The organism is Bradyrhizobium sp. SZCCHNRI20481 (assembly GCF_032485055.1).
GTDB lineage: Bacteria > Pseudomonadota > Alphaproteobacteria > Rhizobiales > Xanthobacteraceae > Bradyrhizobium.
Genome location: NZ_JAUEUE010000002.1, coordinates 476,557 through 492,571, shown reverse-complemented (window position 1 = coordinate 492,571; position 16,015 = coordinate 476,557). Strand labels below are relative to the sequence as shown.

The following is a 16,015-nucleotide window of genomic DNA, read 5'->3' as shown; positions in this document are numbered from 1 at the left end:
GGAGACAACACAGCAGTGATCGAATAGTGTCAGGGATCAGCCCGGTCCAAAATGTCAGGGATCAACCCGGTCGGTCACACCGGGGCGGCGTTATGAATCAGATTTCGGCGACAATTCCCAGCCCATTTTTCCGACTTTTATTACTGCCTCGGTGCGACTCGTTACATTGAGTGCCTTGAGAACGACCGTGATGTGGTTCTTTACTGTCGGCACGGCCATATCGAGGGTCTTGGCAATGATCTTGTTGCTTTTTCCCTTCATCAGGAGCGCAAGCACTTCAATCTGCCGATCGGTCAACCCGAGACCCTTGGGAGAGTCGCGCGCCGCTAGCTTATTTGTAAGCCGCGGAGACGTTGGTTCCTCAAGAATCTCCGAGGGAATGTAAATGCCGCCAGAGAACACTAACTTGATGGCGTTGAGCATGACCTCACGTTCGGTAGTTTTCGGGATGAAACCCAGAGCGCCAAGTCTGAAAGCGCGCTTGACTGTATCTTGATCATCCGAGGACGAGAGCATGACGATAGCAATGGTCGCATAGCGGTCACGCAGTTCGCGGAGGACAGAGAAGCCATCTCGATCAGGCAAATTGATATCAAGCAAAATGAGGCTGATGTCAGGATGTTCCTCGACTATGTGCACTGCCTCACGGCCGTTCGAAGCTTCAAAAATGACGGAGTCTCGCTTCAGTTGTTTCACGACAGCGTGCAACGCCTCGCGGATTAATGCATGATCGTCGACAATAAGAACTTTCATAAAAGCTCTCCGTCATCTCATTGCACGGAGATCCAACTTAAAAAACATACACCCACCTTCGGGTCTTTGGCGAGGAAGAAGCTGGCGGAAGACTGGCTCCCGATACCGTCCATCCACCATCATCCTTGGCCCAACCAGCGGTCCGCCGCCGGGCACTCAAGGTAGGAGCCGAATGCCGTTGTGTGGTGTAATTGTAGTCACCTCACGGTAGGAGCGTGAGTACGGACCACGAAAGTCGTGGGACTCAGAGTCTCCCTCGCCTGTAGGCAAAGGTGATTGATGCCGAGATCTGTACGGTACCTTGATCATAGGACCTAGGAACCTCTCTCTGTGGACCTCCGGCTGATTTACGCGCTGTGCCGTTTGAACGATGATCGTCAAACTCACGCGCCAGCAGGTTCTACCAAGCGCCGCCATATGATCGTTATCGTAGTAGCTTTCGTGGCGGGGTCGGCGTGAAGCAGATCTAGATTGCGGCGTTGTCACGATCCGGCAGCGCGGCGGTGATTTTTTGTCAAATTCGGTCCCTCTTGAGGCGTGCTCGTACGCCGGACGGGGCAATCAGATGCATGATCGAACTGCCGACCTGAAGCCATCGGTAGGCGCGTTGCCGGAGCTGAAAGGCTACGGCCGCGATTTGCGCATTGATGCCTGCCGCGGCATCGCGCTCTGGTGCATCTTTCTTGATCATGTCCCCAACAACATCGGGAGCTGGCTGACGCTGCGGAACTACGGCTTCAGCGATGCCGCGGAAGTGTTCATGTTCGTGTCGGGCGTAACCTGCACGTTGGCCTACGGCAAGGCATGGCGCTGCGGGGGCTGGACCGGCGTGATCGGCCGGACGCTGTGGCGAAGCTGGGATATTTATGTCGCATTTCTGCTGCTCACGCTCGCCTGCGCCATCATGGTTCACCTCGCAGGCGGCGGCCATCTTGCCGACGAGAGCAATACGCGCATTCTGTTGGAACAGCCGGGCGTGACGCTCGCGCACGCGGCGATCCTGCAATACTGCCCCGTCAACACCGACGTCTTGCCGCTCTTCGTGCTTTATCACCTTTTGTTCGCGCCGCTGCTGTGGCTGCTGCTGCGAGCGCCGAACGCAACGCTCGGCGCGTCGCTGTTGCTTTACGCACTGGTGCACGTCTTCGGCTGGAGCATCCCGGCATGGCCGAACGGCCACTGGGCCTTCAATCCGCTGGCGTGGCAGCTGCTGGTCGTGCTTGGCGTGTGGTGGATGATCGAAGACAAGAGAGCCCGGCCATGGGTGACCTCACGCACCGCGCTTGTGGCTGCCGCTCTCTATCTGGTGTTCAGCCTCATCATCGCATTGAGCTGGAGCATCAAACCGCTGGAAGCGCTGGTCCCGCAGGCGCTGCTGACGCTGCTTTACCCGATGGACAAATCGAATCTCGATCCATTGCGACTGCTGCATTTCTTGGCCCTTGCGGTTTTGGTGGTATGGTTAGTGCCTCGCAATTGGCGGGGGCTGACGACGGCGATGATGCGCGGCGCCATTCTCTGTGGCCAGAATTCGCTGCCAATCTACTGCCTCGGCGTTCTGCTGACGTTCGCCAGCCGCCTGGCGCTGCTCGGCATCTCGGAGGGGCTGACGATGCAGATCGCGCTCAGTGTTGGTGGCGTCCTGGTGATGATCGTGGCGGCGACGCTGCTGAACTTGATCAAGATCAAGCCGAGGCAGCAGCCGGACGCGAAGCCCGTCGAGCAGACAACCAGGTCTGAGCTGGTCGTCAATCTCAAGCCAGCCAAGGCGCTCGGCGTTGACATTCCGCCCACGTCGCCCGCCTCGGGCCGACGAGGTGGCCGAATAAAGATGCTGTTTGCTCCGGTGCGCGAGTCCGGCTGCGGCGCTGGTCCAGTGCCAGCAATGAGCACGCCTTCGGGCCACCAGCGAAAACTATGGGTCAGGTCGTGAATTAGATCACAAGGATCGTGGAGCCTGCCCTTTATTCTTCCGGCCATCGTACAGAGGAGCCAAGGCCATGATTTTCCACCCAAGGACCCACAAGGGAGCGGTGCTGATCGCGGCGTGTGTGATGTTTGCCTGCGTAGCGGCATTATTGTCGGTCAACCTGACGTCACCCACTAGCGCCGCGCTCGGCGCTGACTGGCAGTGCAGCCGGCTTGCGCTCGTTATCACGACCTGCACCCATGTGCGTGCACACGAGACCGTTTCAACTGGCGTGCGCAAGCGGACCTGGTACCCGGAATCATAGCTCGGTGATACGGCGGTCTTTGAAGCGGCGTTGCCGGGCCTTTTTCTTGGTCCAGACGAAGGGCTCAGATCTGACGTTATATGCTTTGATGTAGTGACCTGCCCCTAAGAATTTGCGGCCTATGCCGCCAACCTCACCGCAACGGGCGATCGGCTGCGCAACCCCGACCAGCTCCGCCAATCGCCCGTTGCTGCACCCGCGCCACTCGGCGTAAAATTCAACAGGACTCTAAATGCTACTGGATGAAACTTCGGTGGCAGGTCACTCGCAATGACGCCCGTGACGCAGGCAACATCGTTCTATGAAGCCGCGCGTTGCGCCTCGCCGTAGACGCGGGCCAGCAGGCTTCGGGCGGTATCGCCGGCCTGCAGCGCGGCGACGGTGACCGAAGGCTCCGTGCGCGTATCGCGCTTGCCGTGGGAGGTGTGGCGCATCACGCTGGAGAGGCGGCGCGCGATGGCGTGAGCCGAGCGCAGATCGGTCTCGGCGAACACGACGACGACCGAGCCGTTGTCCTCGTGGGTGCCGAAATCCATCCGCCGCATCAGGCGGCTGATGATGCGCGCGCCGTCATACTGCGCGCGCGGATTGACCGGATCGAACGCGAAGCGGGCGACGGCAAGGCTGCCGCCGTTCTTCTGGGTCTGGCTGACGGCGCTGGCGAAGTCGCGGGCGAACGCGTTGCGGGTGAGCAGGCCGGTCTGCGGATCGAGCATGCCGCCGGCTTCGATGGCGCGCAGCGTGCGGTTGAGGCGGGCCTCGAAGGCGTGCTGGCGGATCAAGGGCAGCGCGCTGGCCGCGATGTGCGCGGGAGCGCCGGCGATGATCTCGAGATTGGCGAGTTCCTGCAGCGGTGCCGGCTGGTTGGCGGTGACGACCACGGCGAGGTTGCGGAAGCGAGTGTCCTCGGCAAGGACGGCGAGGAACGCATCGACCACGCGCGGCGAAAAACCTTCGCCGAGCACGATCCCGTCGATGTCGCGGCTCGACAGATGCTTCGCGGCGGCTTCGATGCTCAGCGCGCCGACCACGGCCATGCGCTCGCCGAGCGCAACCGAGAGGCCGGGCAGAGAGGTGCCGCGGCCGAGCAGTAGCACGGTCGCATCATCGAGCGGATCTGTTTCCGGCAGCGCGGCGTCGGGCGTCTTCTTCTCGTCGAGACGGCGCAATACGGTGGTGTGCAGAGTGCGGACACGCAGGGCGGCGCGCAGTCGCGCCAGCAGCCGTTCGTGGTTGTCGCTGTCCTGCAGGGGAAGAGCGTGATCGGGCAGGGTTGCGTCACCCGGCGTGATTGCGATCAGCGGCACGTAGGGCTTTCGCGCGCCTATATGACGCGAGAGCGCCGCAAGCTCGGCCGCATCAGCGCCCTCCATCACGGCCACCACTGCGGCCGGCTGCACCTTGGACATCGCGCTCAGCGCATCGGTCCAGCGCGTTTCGACGGAGGGGAGAATCTGCGCCGCCGCGAGGGCAGCCGTCAGCGAAGGCCGCGTGGAAGGAGAGACGATGAGAAGCGGGCCTTGTTGGGACATCCAGGAAACTCAGGATACGCTGACGATACGTCGCGATCCTAGGTCGCTCCCGTTAACGCGGCGTCAACACTGTTCCGAGCGCACCGGTTCCGCTGTCAGAGTGCGCGCCTTTCTCGCGGGCGCACCGGATCGACGATCTAGCCAACGCGGCAATATCAGCCGCCCGAGCTGGCGCGATCGCGGAAGGCCTCGACCATCAGCGGATTGAGTCCGAGTTCGGCGAGCGCTTCCCGTGCGCGCGCATTGTCCATCGCGCGGCCCGCGAGGCGGTGACCGCTGAGACGGTCGGGCAGAGCGGTGAGCAGCGCGCCTTGGCCGAGCCGCCGTGACCATTCGTGCAGATCTTGCGCGAGGAAGCGGTAGCCGCCCACGGCCATCACGCCTGCCGGCGGCGCCGTGATCGAGATCGTGTCCTGGGCGCGGTCGAAACGCACGGCGTATTCGGTGTCGACGTAGTCGCGCGGCGCTGCCGGCAGCAGCGAGTCGCTTGGCGGCGGCGGTGGCGCGTAGGCGGCCAGCACGACCATGGGCCCACGCAGTCCGAGCGTGCCCTTCGGCGTCACCAGGATCTCGCCGGCGATCGACGAGCCCGGCTGTTCGCGCGGCGCGCCCTGGCGTCCCGGTTTGACCGGGCCCGGGCTGCCGTCGGCCGCGGTGCGGCGCACCGCGAACAGGCCGGCTTCGCCGAACAGATAGACATCGGTGAGCTCGATGTCGCGCGTCTTCCACGATGCGCTCGACGCGACCTGCTCGGGCGCGCGCCACAGGCCGAGCACATAGCGCAGGTTCGGCAGCCGCGCGGCGAGGTCGCCCTCGTCGAGACGCAAGGCGAGTTGGGCCGGGGCGATCAGCGTATCGCAGGCCAGCTCCGCGAGCTGCTGTTCCAGCGCATCGGCGTCGAACGGGTGATGTAGTGCAAGGGTGCCTCCGGACAACAGCCATGTCACGACCGAAGCGGCGAGACCGGCGAATGACGACGGCAGGAAGGCCGACATCATGTTCACGCCCTGCGGCAGATCGCTCTCGAGCGAGACGGCGAGCCCGCCGGCGATCAGGCTCAAATGGGTGCGCGGGACGGCGCGGAAGCCGTCGGCGGTCACGTCGAACGAGACGATCGCGGCCTTGCGGCCGTCCGGCATCAGCCCGCGCGTCGAGCGCGAGGGTTTTGCGATCGACTGGTCCAGCGAATACATCCCCTCCGGCAGGTCGGAGCCGAAGCCGCAGACGTGGCGGATCGAGAACGCCTCCGCCGCCGCGTTCATCGCGAGATCGGAGTGGATCACGCCGTCGATCTTCGACATCGTGACGATGGCGCGCGCGCTGGTGCGGTTCAGCGCCGCCACGAGCTCCGACTGACGCCACAGCAGCGGGAACACGGCGACCACGAGGCCGGCGCGATGCGCGGCCAGCACCGTCAGCACGAACTCGATGGTGTTGGGCAGTTGGACCGCGATCACCGAATGAGCGGGCAGGCCGGCGTCGATGAAATGCGCCGCCAGCGCAGAGATCACGCGATCGGCTTCGGCATAGGTCAGGCGCATCGGCGGCCGCCCGGCGACGCGCTGCTTGTTGATCGGATCGACCAGCGCAACCGCATCCGGCTTGCGCGCCAGGATGCGTTGAAACAACGCGTCGAGCGTCGGCGACGTATTGGCCTGATTCACCTGTTGCCCCGTACTTTCACGGACCCGGCCACGACCAATTGCCCCGATTGGTCACTTCTGTGCCGGCTCCGGCCGCTGCCACCAGCTCTCCGGGAGCGCTCCCGTCAAAGCCGTCCTCTTTGGCCGTTCTATACGATTCCACCGAGCAATCCATTCCTCGGCGGCATTGAGCACTGGAATAGCGTAGAACCCCGCCATCAGGGTACGGTCCAATGCGCGAACCGTCGAGATAAATTCCGGCCTGTCGCGGGCGCGCAACAGCGCCGCGATCATGGCGTCGATCGCAGGATCCTTGGCGCCCATGTAGTTGCGGGTTCCGGTGCGGTCGGCGGCCTCGCTGCCCCAATAGAACGCCTGCTCGTTGCCGGGAGACAGCGACTGGTCCCAGCGGTTCTGGATCATGTCGAACTCGAAGCTCAGGCGGCGCTGGTCGAACTGCACGGGATCGACGACCCTGATCGAAGCATTGATGCCGGCCCGCTTGAGACTGCCGGCGTAAGCCAGTGCAATACGCTCCTGATCGCGCGTCGTGACCAGGATCTCGAAGGCGAGGGGGGCCCGCGTCGTCCGATGCCGCAAGACGGTCCCGTCGAAGCCGTAGCCAGCCTCGTTCAGCAGATCGAGCGCCGCCTTCAGCGTTGCGCGGTCGCGGCCGGACCCGTCGGTGATCGGCAGGCGGTAGCTGCCGTCCAGGATGTCGGCGGGGATCTGCGCGGCGTACGGCTTCAACAGCTCGAGCTCGGCCGCATCGGCTGGACGTCCATAGGCCGAAAGCTCGGATCCAGCGAAATAGCCGCCGCTGCGGCGGTACAGCCCGAAGAAGTAGTTGCGGTTGATCCATTCGAAATCGAACAGCAGCGTCAGCGCACGGCGCACCTTCACGTCGGCGAACACCGGCCGCCGCGTGTTGAACACCAGGAACTGCGAGGGCTGCGGCATCCCCGAGGTGAAGCTGTCGCGGATGACCTCGCCATTGCGCGCGGCCGGGAAATCGTACCCGTCGTGCCAGCGCAGCGGCTCGGTCTCGACGCGGAAGTCGTACAGCCCGCGTTTGAAGGCTTCGAACTGTCCATTGGACTCGCGGTAGTAATCGAGCCTGATCTCGTCGAAGTTCCACAATCCGCGGTTGACCGGCAGGTCGCGTCCCCAATAGTCCGGATTGCGGGTGAGGGTGACGCTGGATCCCGGCTGCACCGCGGTGACACGATACGGGCCTGACCCGAGCGGCGCGGTCATCGTCGTGTCCTCGAAGCTCGCCACGTCCGTCGCGTGCTTCGCCAGAATGGGCATCAGGCCGAGGATCAGCGGCAGCTCGCGGTCCTCGGCGCCGCCGAAATCGAACCGGATGGTCAGCGGGTCGAGCACGTTGGTCCTGGCGACCTTGCCGTAGAACTGCCGGTGGTTGGGGCGGCCGTGATCGCGCAGCAGCGCAAAGGAGAACGCCACGTCCTCGGCGAGCACCGGGCTGCCGTCGGAGAAGCGGGCACGCGGGTCGAGTCGGAAGGTGACATAGGTCCTGTTCTCGTCGGTCTCGACGGTTTTCGCCAGCAGGCCATACAGCGTGAACGGCTCGTCATTGCCGCGAGTGAGCAGGCTCTCGACCACATAGCTGCGGATTTGCTGCACCGCGATGCCGCGGACGATGAACGGGTTGAGGCTATCGAAGGTGCCGAGCAGTCCCCAGACCAGACGACCGCCCTTGGGCGCGTCGGGATTCGCGTACGCCATGTGGTCGAAGTCGGCGGGCAAGGCTGGGTGACCATGCATGGCGATCGCCGCAGTTTCTGCCGCGTTCGCCGTGGGAGTGTAGACCGCGGGCAACAATGCCAGAATCACGGCGGCCCATCTCGCGGCCGCGCTGAACATGCGCTGCAGCATCAGGATCGGGGCGCAAGCATTTGATTCGGAACAGGTCACAAGGGGCTTTTACCACAGGCTCGCCAGCGCTAGACCGCGGCTTCGACATGGTCTCGCGGCATTGATTCTTCCGCGCACCGCGTTAAGAAGGCGGGCGATTGAGTGAGGGCGGCAACGCCTGTCACTTAACCGCCTCATTTCCTGAGGAGACAGCCGCTTCAACGGCTTGGTGTGGCGCCTTTGGCGGTCTCGGGCGCTGCCGTTCAGAAAGGGTTTTCCGCAATGAATTTCCGTGACTTGGCCTCGTCGGTTGGGCCGCGTGGGCGGCTCGTCGCGCTGCTCGCGGTCACCGCGCTGGCCGTTTCCTTCGCTCCTTCGGTTGCGCAGGCTCAAGCGCCGAAGGCGAAGGCTCCGGCTGCCGCTCCCAAGGCTCCCGCTCCGGCCGCTCAGGCCCCTGCAACTCCTCCCGCCGGCGGCCAGCCTCAGGCCCAGGCTCAGCAGGAGATGCCGCAGCTGATCTACGCGCCGTGGACCAAGTTCTGCCTGAAGGGGCAGGATGCCAACGCCAAGCAGGTCTGCTTCATCGGCAAGGACGGCCGCATCGAATCCGGTCAGCCTGTGGTTGCAGCCGTCATCATCGAGCCTGAAGGCGAGCCGAAGAAGATCCTGCGCGTGACGCTGCCGCTCGGCATGCAGCTCCAGCCCGGAACCCGCATCGTCATCGACAACAACCAGTTCATGGAAGGCAAATACGTCATCTGCTTCCAGAACGGCTGCATGTCGGACTACGAAGCCACGCCTGAGTTCGTGAACAACCTGAAGAAGGGCCAGACCCTGTTTGTCCAGGCGATCAACTCGAACGGCACCGCGCTGACGCTGCCGCTGCCGCTGCAGGAAGGCAACAGCAGCTTCGCCAAGGCCTATGATGGCCCGCCGACCGACCCGAAGCAGTTCGAGGAGACCCAGAAGAAGCTGCAGGAAGAGCTGCAGAAGCGCGCCGAGGAGCAGCGCAAGAAGCTCGAGCAGACCCAGCCAGGCCAGCCGCAGGCGAAGCAGTAACGCCGGTCGGGTCCATTCCGCAAAATCAAGGGCGCTCCATTCGGAGCGCCTTTTTCGTTCTGCGAACGGATGTGAGGGGAACTTGCGCGCCGGGACCAAAGATCAAGCCTGCGCCGACGGCGCTGGGTTGAAACCCTCCGGTCGACAGGTCAGTTCATCAGCGGATTGCGCGGACGATAGCCGCCCGACTTGTCCTTGATGAAGATCTCCGCAACCTGGGAATGGCGGATCGGCTCGCCGGACTCGTCGGGAACCAGGTTCTGCTCGGAGACATAGGCGACGTATTCGGATTCCGCGTTCTCGGCCAGCAGGTGATAAAATGGCTGGTCCTTGTGCGGACGGACCTCCTCGGGAATCGACAACCACCATTCCTCGGTGTTGTTGAACTCCGGATCGATGTCAAAAATCACGCCCCGGAACGAGAACACCCGATGCCGGACGATCTGGCCGATCTGAAACTTGGCAGTTCGCGCTTTGATCATCCCAGTCGAATAGACCAGGATGGGGAGCGATGCTAGTGCCCCGCGGGCGGATTTGATCTAGACCAATCCGATTCGCGTCAAGCCGCGACGCCCCCGCATTCCAGGCCCTTCCCAGGCCCCCCAGGGGTCATCCTCCGAGCCCATGTTCGACATTCTCAACCTGGCCCTGCCTTATTTCGGCGTCGTTTTCATAGGCTTCGCCTGCGGTAAGTGGAGGAGGCTGCCCGAAGCCGGGCTCGCCTGGATGAACTTCTTCCTGCTCTACGTCTCGCTGCCCGCCTTGATGTTCAACCTCATCGCGCGCACACCGTTCACGGAGTTGAGCAACCCTCCCTTCCTGGTTGCAACGACGCTCGCCACCATGCTCACCTTCGCCCTGGCGCTCGTGCTCGGCAAGGCCATCGGGCGGCTGTCGCTGCGCGAGGCGACCATGGCCGGGCTCGCGGGTGGCTACGGCAATATCGGCTATATGGGGCCGGGGCTGGCGCTGGCCGTGCTCGGGACCAAGGCGGCGGCGCCGACCGCGCTGATCTTCTGCTGCGACAGCATCTTCCTGTTCTCGATCGTGCCGCTGCTCGTCGAACTGACCGAGCGCGACCACGCCTCGGTGGCGCACGCGCTGCGCACCGTGCTGCGCCAGATTCTGCAGAACCCGCTGATCATGGCGACGGCAGCCGGCATCCTGGCGGCCGCGTTTCAGCTGCATCCGCCGACGGTGCTCGATCGCACCCTGCAGTTCCTGCAGAACGCCGCTGCGCCGACGGCGCTGTTCGCGCTCGGCGTGACCGTGGCGCTGCGCCCGTTCGAGCGGCTGCCCTGGGAGGTGCCGGTCCTGACCGTGGTGAAGCTCGTCGTCCACCCGCTGCTGTCGTTCGGGCTGATGCTGCTGTTCGGGCCGTTCGCGCAGCCCTGGGCGGCGACCGCGGTGCTGATGGCGGCGCTGCCGCCGGCGCTCAATGTGTTCGTGATCGCGCGCCAGAATGACAGCTGGATCGAGCCGGCCTCATCGGCGGTGCTGATCGGCACCTTCGCCTCGGTGATCACCCTGACCAGCGTGATGTGGCTGATCCAGACTGGTCGGCTGGTGTTTCCCTGACGGTGCTCAACCGGCCCTGCGCGTGGCTCTCCATGACGGCGCCAGGCCCTCGCGCATCGCGAGCCGCCGCAGCGGGCCGATGCCGCCGATCAGGTGCATGCCGACGGCGCGCAGCGACTGCATCGGCAGGAGATCGCTGAGCAGCGAGCGGTTGGCGACATCGATGGCGAAGGTGCGGCTCAGGATGTCGGCGCGGCGCGCCGCACCATAGCGCGCGAGCACCTGCGGCGCACCGATATCCTCGCCGGCCGCATTGGCCTTGCGCACGACATCGGCGATGTCGATGCCGTCGCGCAGGCCGAGGTTCAGTCCCTGGGCACCGATCGGCGGCACCACATGCGCGGCCTCGCCGACCAGGACGATGCGGTTTTGCGCGTAGCGCAGGGGCCGCTCGATCGCGAGCGGAAACACATGGCGGCCCGGCTCGACGCGAACGCGGCCGAAGATCGAATGCGACTGCCGCTCGGCCGCTGCCGACAGGGCATCGTCGTCGAGCGCGAACAGCCGGTCGGCCTCCTTCGGGGCTGCGACCCAGACGACGCTGGAGCGATCGCCCGGCAGCGGCACGAACACGCAAGGTCCCTGCGGCGTGTGGAATTCCGTCGACACGTTGTGATGCGGCCGTGCATGGGTGATGTTGAAGGTCAGCGCCGACTGCTGCAGCGTGCGCCGGCTCACGCCGATGCCGGCGGCCTCGCGGCACAGCGAATGCCGGCCATCGGCGCCGATCACGAGCCGCGCCGTCAGCACGCGGCCCGATGCGCTGGTGACGGTCACCGCATCGGCATCGCTGCGGACGCTTTCCGCATCCTCGGCGATCCGCATCAGGCCGTCGATCTCGCCGGCGCGTTGTTCCAGCGCCTCGACCAGGACGGCATTGGCGACGTTGTAGCCGAACACGTCGAGACCGATCTCGTCGGCGACGAAGCGCACCTCCGGGGCCCGGATCAGCCGGCCGGTATCGTCGACCAGCCGCATCGCCTTCAGGCCGGCGGCGCGGTCACGGCACGATGACCAGACGCCGATCTCGTCGAGGAAATCGACCGAGCCGCCGAGCAGGGCGGTGGTGCGGTTGTCTGCATACGGGGCCTTGCGGGCCACGAGCGCCGTCCGCGCCCCGGTCTGCGACAAGGCAACGGCGGCGGCGAGCCCGGCGGGCCCGCCGCCGACGACGATGACATCAAAGCTGGCGTCTGTGTTGCTCATGCGGGAACATTTGACGTTCCTGCGGGGCTTTTTCAAGAGTATTGCGTGAGCCTGCGCGGCGCATCGCCGCAACGGCGGATATGCAATTGGCTCCGATTCCTGATAGCACTGGCGCCGCATGGATCAGTTGAGACCAGAGAGCAGGGTGGCCGCAACGCCCGCCCATCGCGCCGCGGCGTTCTCGGTGCACGTCTTCACCGCGCTCGGTGCGGGCGTCGCGCTCCTCGCGCTGCTCGAGGCCGTGCGCGAGCATTGGACAGCGATGTTCTGGTGGCTCGGCGTCGCGCTCGTCATCGACGGCATCGACGGGCCGCTGGCGCGTCGGCTCGACGTCGTTCATGTGCAGCCGGACTGGTCGGGCGACGTGCTCGATCTCGTGGTGGATTTCACGACCTATGTGTTCGTGCCGGCCTACGCCATCACCGCCAGCGGGATGCTGCTGCCGCTCGCCGCGCCGGTGATCGGCGTCGCAATCGCCGTCACCGGCGCACTGTATTTCGCCGATCGCCGCATGAAGAGCGACGACAATCATTTTCGCGGGTTTCCGGGACTCTGGAACATCGCGGCATTCTACCTGTTCCTGCTGCATCCCTCGCCATCGTTGGCGACCTTGGGTCTCGCGGTCCTGATCGCGCTGACCTTCGTCCCATTCCATGTCATCCACCCGGTGCGCGTCGAACGGCTGCGCTGGCTGACGCTGCCGCTGGTCGCGCTCTGGGGTGTCCTGGTCATCGATGTGCTGGGAAATAACTTCGCCGTGGACCCGATCGTGACGACGCTGTTGTGCGCGATCGCCCTCTACATCGTCGCGAGCGACTCCGCGATCCGCCTGTTGAGATCCTTGAAAGCATGATCGACCTTCTGACCAGTCCCGAAGCGTGGGCGGCGCTGCTCACCCTGACCGCCCTCGAGATCGTTCTCGGCATCGACAACGTCATCTTCCTGTCGGTGATCACCTCGCGCATCCCGCAGCCGCAGGCGACACGCGCCCGGCAGGTCGGGCTGGCGCTGGCCTTGATCTTCCGCATCGTGCTACTCAGCGTGCTGGTCTGGCTGATCGGGCTGACGCAGCCGGTGCTCACGATCGGCGGCGTCGGCTTCTCCTGGCGCGACATCATCCTGATCGCCGGCGGCTTGTTCCTGATCGCCAAGGCCACGCATGAGATCCATGCCGAGGTCGAGGCGCGTGAGGACGGCGGGTCGCAGGGCGGCGGCACCAACAAGTTCTTCTGGGTGATCGTGCAGATCATCGTCATCGATCTCGTGTTCTCGCTGGACTCGATCATCACGGCGATCGGCATGGCCCAGGATCTCGAGATCATGATCGCCGCCGTCATCATCGCCATGGTCATCATGTACGTGTCCTCCGGACCGGTCGCTCGCTTCGTGGCGAACCATCCGACCACCAAGATGCTGGCGCTCGCCTTCCTGGTCCTGATCGGCGTCGCGCTGGTCGCCGACGGCTTCAAGTTCCACATCCCGCGCGGCTACATCTACTTCGCGATTGTCTTTGCGCTGGCGGTCGAAGCCTTCAACGTGATGGCCTCGCGCAACCGCAGGAAGCGCAACGCCTGACAGCTGCCGAGTTGACAAGGCCGTCGTGATCGCCTTCGCTTTTGCCTCCGGCAGCGCCCGATGCGCGGCCGGAGTCCGGCTCCTTCAACGGAGCCGGATGTCCGATGAGAATCAGGTAAGTGTCGGAAGTTCTTTCGCCGGATTCTCGGACGCGGCGATGGAGAGTCCGAAGGGAGATGGCGGGATGACCAAGGCGGTGCGCGTGCACAAGGTGGGAGGCCCCGAGGTGCTCGTCTATGAGCCGGTCGACGTCGCCGCGCCTGGCCCCGGCGAGGTCCGCATCCGCCAGCACGCGATCGGCCTGAACTTCATCGACGTGTACTACCGCACCGGACTGTACAAGGCGCCCGGCCTGCCGTTCATCACCGGCAACGAGGCGGCAGGCGAGGTGATCGCCGTAGGGCCGGGCGTCACGAATTTTCATCCCGGTGACCGCGTCGCCTACTACGAAAATCTGGGCGGCTACGCGACCGAGCGCAATATCGCTTGGCAGCGCCTGGTCAAGCTGCCCGACCACATCACCTATGAGCAGGGCGCGGTGCTGATGCTCAAGGGGCTGACGGTCTGGTATCTGCTGCACAAGACGTTCAAGGTCGAGCCGCACCATCGCGTGCTGATCCACGCTGCCGCCGGCGGCATCGGCCTGCTGGCCTGCCAGTGGGCGCGCGCGCTTGGTGCGCACGTCATCGGCACCGTCGGCTCCAAGGCGAAGGCCGATCTCGCCCTGGCCAATGGCTGCGACCACGTCATCCTCTACAACGAGGAGGACTTCGTCGCACGGGTCAAGCAGATCAGCCGCGGTGAATTGTGCGACGTGGTCTATGACGGGGTCGGCAAGTCGACCTTCCCCGGCTCGTTGTCCTGCTTGAAGCCGCGCGGTCTGTTCGTCAGCTTCGGCAATGCCTCGGGTCCGGTGCCGCCATTCTCGATCGCCGAGCTCAACAGCCATGGCTCTTTGTTCGCGACCCGGCCGAAGCTCAACGACTACATCGGCAAACGGTCCGAGTTGCTGGAGGGCGCCGACACGCTGTTCTCAGCGGTGATCAGCGGCAAGCTGCACGTGCAGATCAATCACGCCTATGCGCTGAAGGATGCGGGCCGGGCGCACGCCGATCTCGAAAGCCGCGCCACGACCGGGGCCTCGATCCTCAAGCCATAGGCGCTTGGCGATCGGGATCTGCCGCTAGAATTCGTCCCGGATCGAAGCGCCACCAGCCGAAGCCCGGCTCCAGAGCACCGCGTCCGTCTGCGCTGCCGTCGTCGACGCCTCGATCCGCGCCGGCGCGAGGCTGTCTTGTCCGTCGCGCCAGGCGCGCTCGCGCTCGGGGTCGTGGAGCGCCAGAACGAGACCCTGATTGAGCTCATAGAGGCCAGCGGCGAGTCCTGCGCTGTCGAGCGCCTCCCTGAGCGAATCCTGCACCAGGGCGCGCAGCGCGACGTGTGGCGCCGAGACCGGCACGTCCACCTCGCGGCCGGCCATGGCCTGCGCGCAGGCGCGCCGGTCGAACGAGGCATGGCCGCGGCAGGCGAGCGGACGCGCGGGATGGATGATGCAGCCGCCGCGCACGACGAATGGGCAAGGCTGGCGCAGCTTCATTCGCTCGGTCTCGCCCAAGCCGCGCGTCGCGCGGTTGGCGAGCTTGATCCGGCGTGACAGCGAGCCGAGCGCGGTTGCCGGCATGCGCTGATCGATCTGCCGGGCGTAGCGCGCGAGCAGGAAGATCTCCGGTGCCGTCGCCGTCACGCGCAGCGCGCAACAGGAGGGGCAGCCTTTGGCGCAGGCGAGGGCGGGCAGATGCGCCGTCTGGGCGTCGATGTTGGCTTCGAACAGAACGAAGGCGCGGTCGGCGAGCATGTCCGCCAGTTTCTGCGAGGCCCGCCCGGACGCCAGCAGCGCGTTGAAGACACGTCGCAGTTCGCTGAAAGCTGCTTCGCTCAATGTTTTCCTCCGACGCCCGCACGAACCAAAACGTCAGCGACCGCGGCGCACCCGGCGCACCGCGGTCGACAAGGATGAGGCAGAGAGGACGCCCGCTGCCTCATCCGGAGAGAGCCGACGTCAGGCAGCAACGCCTTTCAGGATCGCGTCGAAGCAGGGGCGGGGGATGCGGAAGAAGCCGCGGCCGCCGGCGAACGTCCGATAGTGCGGACGTGCCATCTCGAGCAGGCGCTCGTACCATTCGTTCGCGGTGAGCCCGGCCGGCTTCTCGCCGATCGAGTTGATGTCCGAGTTCGGAAAGAAGCGGACGTGAATCAAAACCTCTTCGGTGGCGGCAGCGGGGGCGATGTGGCTCGCGGCGTCCGTGACGGGTAGTGCTCGAGCCAGATTGTCTCTCGCCATTCTCGTATCTCCTTGTGTCGTACCGACGTCGTTGTCGGCGGAATGATCATCAGCTTGGTCCGGCAAGCCTCGTCCCTCCGAGCTGATCACATCCCGTACAACGCTATATCCACAAGGATATAGCGTATGTCATCGGACCGCAGGTGTTTGGCTTCGCAAAGATCGTTGGTCAGGCGGCGCGCTGTCTTTGATCTAGGTCAATCGACGTCCGGTTCT

14 protein-coding genes and 1 pseudogene are annotated in these 16,015 nt (G+C 64.8%); 7 read left to right on the top strand and 8 right to left on the bottom strand.

The window, feature by feature from the left end; genetic code table 11:
* Positions 1-90: 90 nt before the first annotated feature.
* Complete coding sequence (locus QX132_RS04715) at positions 91-753, bottom strand: response regulator transcription factor (RefSeq protein ID WP_316160229.1); 663 nt, start codon at positions 751-753, stop codon at positions 91-93.
* A gap of 565 nt (positions 754-1,318) precedes the next feature.
* Between QX132_RS04715 and opgC the strand changes: the two genes are divergently transcribed.
* Positions 1,319-2,686 (top strand): OpgC domain-containing protein, encoded by a 1,368-nt coding sequence (gene opgC, locus QX132_RS04710; RefSeq protein ID WP_316160228.1) that lies wholly within the window; start codon positions 1,319-1,321, stop codon positions 2,684-2,686.
* Positions 2,687-3,101: 415 nt separating this feature from the next.
* Positions 3,102-3,233: pseudogene (locus tag QX132_RS04705) on the top strand (IS3 family transposase); the annotation flags it as partial.
* 53 nt (positions 3,234-3,286) lie between these two features.
* On the opposite strand, the gene QX132_RS04700 reads toward QX132_RS04705, so the two are convergent.
* The 3 genes from QX132_RS04700 to QX132_RS04690 form a co-directional block, all read right to left on the bottom strand.
* Positions 3,287-4,519: a GGDEF domain-containing protein gene (locus tag QX132_RS04700; RefSeq protein WP_315797391.1), complete on the bottom strand. Its 1,233-nt coding sequence runs from the start codon at positions 4,517-4,519 to the stop codon at positions 3,287-3,289.
* Between the two features lie 155 nt (positions 4,520-4,674).
* Positions 4,675-6,183 carry a class I adenylate-forming enzyme family protein gene (locus QX132_RS04695; RefSeq protein WP_316160226.1) on the bottom strand — a complete coding sequence of 503 codons (1,509 nt, stop codon included), beginning with the start codon at positions 6,181-6,183 and terminating at the stop codon, positions 4,675-4,677.
* Between the two features lie 51 nt (positions 6,184-6,234).
* Complete coding sequence (locus QX132_RS04690; protein WP_316160225.1) at positions 6,235-8,061, bottom strand: extracellular solute-binding protein; 1,827 nt, start codon at positions 8,059-8,061, stop codon at positions 6,235-6,237.
* 261 nt (positions 8,062-8,322) lie between these two features.
* Between QX132_RS04690 and QX132_RS04685 the strand changes: the two genes are divergently transcribed.
* The gene (locus tag QX132_RS04685; RefSeq protein ID WP_315757443.1) at positions 8,323-9,099 is read left to right on the top strand and encodes an invasion associated locus B family protein; all 777 of its coding nucleotides are present in this window, start codon (positions 8,323-8,325) and stop codon (positions 9,097-9,099) included.
* Between the two features lie 149 nt (positions 9,100-9,248).
* Here the strand turns inward: QX132_RS04685 and hspQ are convergent, their stop codons facing one another.
* The gene (gene hspQ, locus QX132_RS04680; RefSeq protein ID WP_315711998.1) at positions 9,249-9,581 is read right to left on the bottom strand and encodes a heat shock protein HspQ; all 333 of its coding nucleotides are present in this window, start codon (positions 9,579-9,581) and stop codon (positions 9,249-9,251) included.
* Between the two features lie 142 nt (positions 9,582-9,723).
* Between hspQ and QX132_RS04675 the strand changes: the two genes are divergently transcribed.
* Positions 9,724-10,677 (top strand): AEC family transporter, encoded by a 954-nt coding sequence (locus tag QX132_RS04675; RefSeq protein WP_315737913.1) that lies wholly within the window; start codon positions 9,724-9,726, stop codon positions 10,675-10,677.
* A 6-nt stretch (positions 10,678-10,683) separates the two neighbouring features.
* Here the strand turns inward: QX132_RS04675 and QX132_RS04670 are convergent, their stop codons facing one another.
* A complete protein-coding gene (locus tag QX132_RS04670; RefSeq protein ID WP_315772113.1) occupies positions 10,684-11,883 on the bottom strand; it encodes a UbiH/UbiF family hydroxylase in 1,200 nt (399 codons plus the stop codon).
* Positions 11,884-12,001: 118 nt separating this feature from the next.
* Here QX132_RS04670 and pcsA point away from each other — a divergent pair, with 118 nt between their 5' ends.
* The 3 genes from pcsA to QX132_RS04655 all read left to right on the top strand — a co-directional run bounded on the left by pcsA (position 12,002) and on the right by QX132_RS04655 (position 14,617).
* Positions 12,002-12,736, top strand: coding sequence for a phosphatidylcholine synthase (pcsA, locus tag QX132_RS04665; RefSeq protein WP_316160224.1), 735 nt, complete (start codon positions 12,002-12,004; stop codon positions 12,734-12,736).
* Positions 12,733-13,458 (top strand): TerC family protein, encoded by a 726-nt coding sequence (locus QX132_RS04660; protein WP_315772109.1) that lies wholly within the window; start codon positions 12,733-12,735, stop codon positions 13,456-13,458. Before pcsA ends, QX132_RS04660 begins: the two co-directional genes overlap by 4 nt.
* Before the next feature lie 184 nt (positions 13,459-13,642).
* Entirely contained in the window at positions 13,643-14,617 is a 975-nt protein-coding gene (locus QX132_RS04655; protein WP_315772107.1) for a quinone oxidoreductase, read from the top strand.
* 24 nt (positions 14,618-14,641) lie between these two features.
* Here QX132_RS04655 and QX132_RS04650 read toward each other — a convergent pair whose 3' ends face one another.
* Together QX132_RS04650 and QX132_RS04645 are read right to left on the bottom strand one after the other, a co-directional pair.
* The gene (locus QX132_RS04650; RefSeq protein ID WP_316160223.1) at positions 14,642-15,397 is read right to left on the bottom strand and encodes a hypothetical protein; all 756 of its coding nucleotides are present in this window, start codon (positions 15,395-15,397) and stop codon (positions 14,642-14,644) included.
* A gap of 120 nt (positions 15,398-15,517) precedes the next feature.
* Entirely contained in the window at positions 15,518-15,799 is a 282-nt protein-coding gene (locus tag QX132_RS04645; protein ID WP_315737919.1) for a hypothetical protein, read from the bottom strand.
* Between the last annotated feature and the right edge of the window lie 216 nt (positions 15,800-16,015).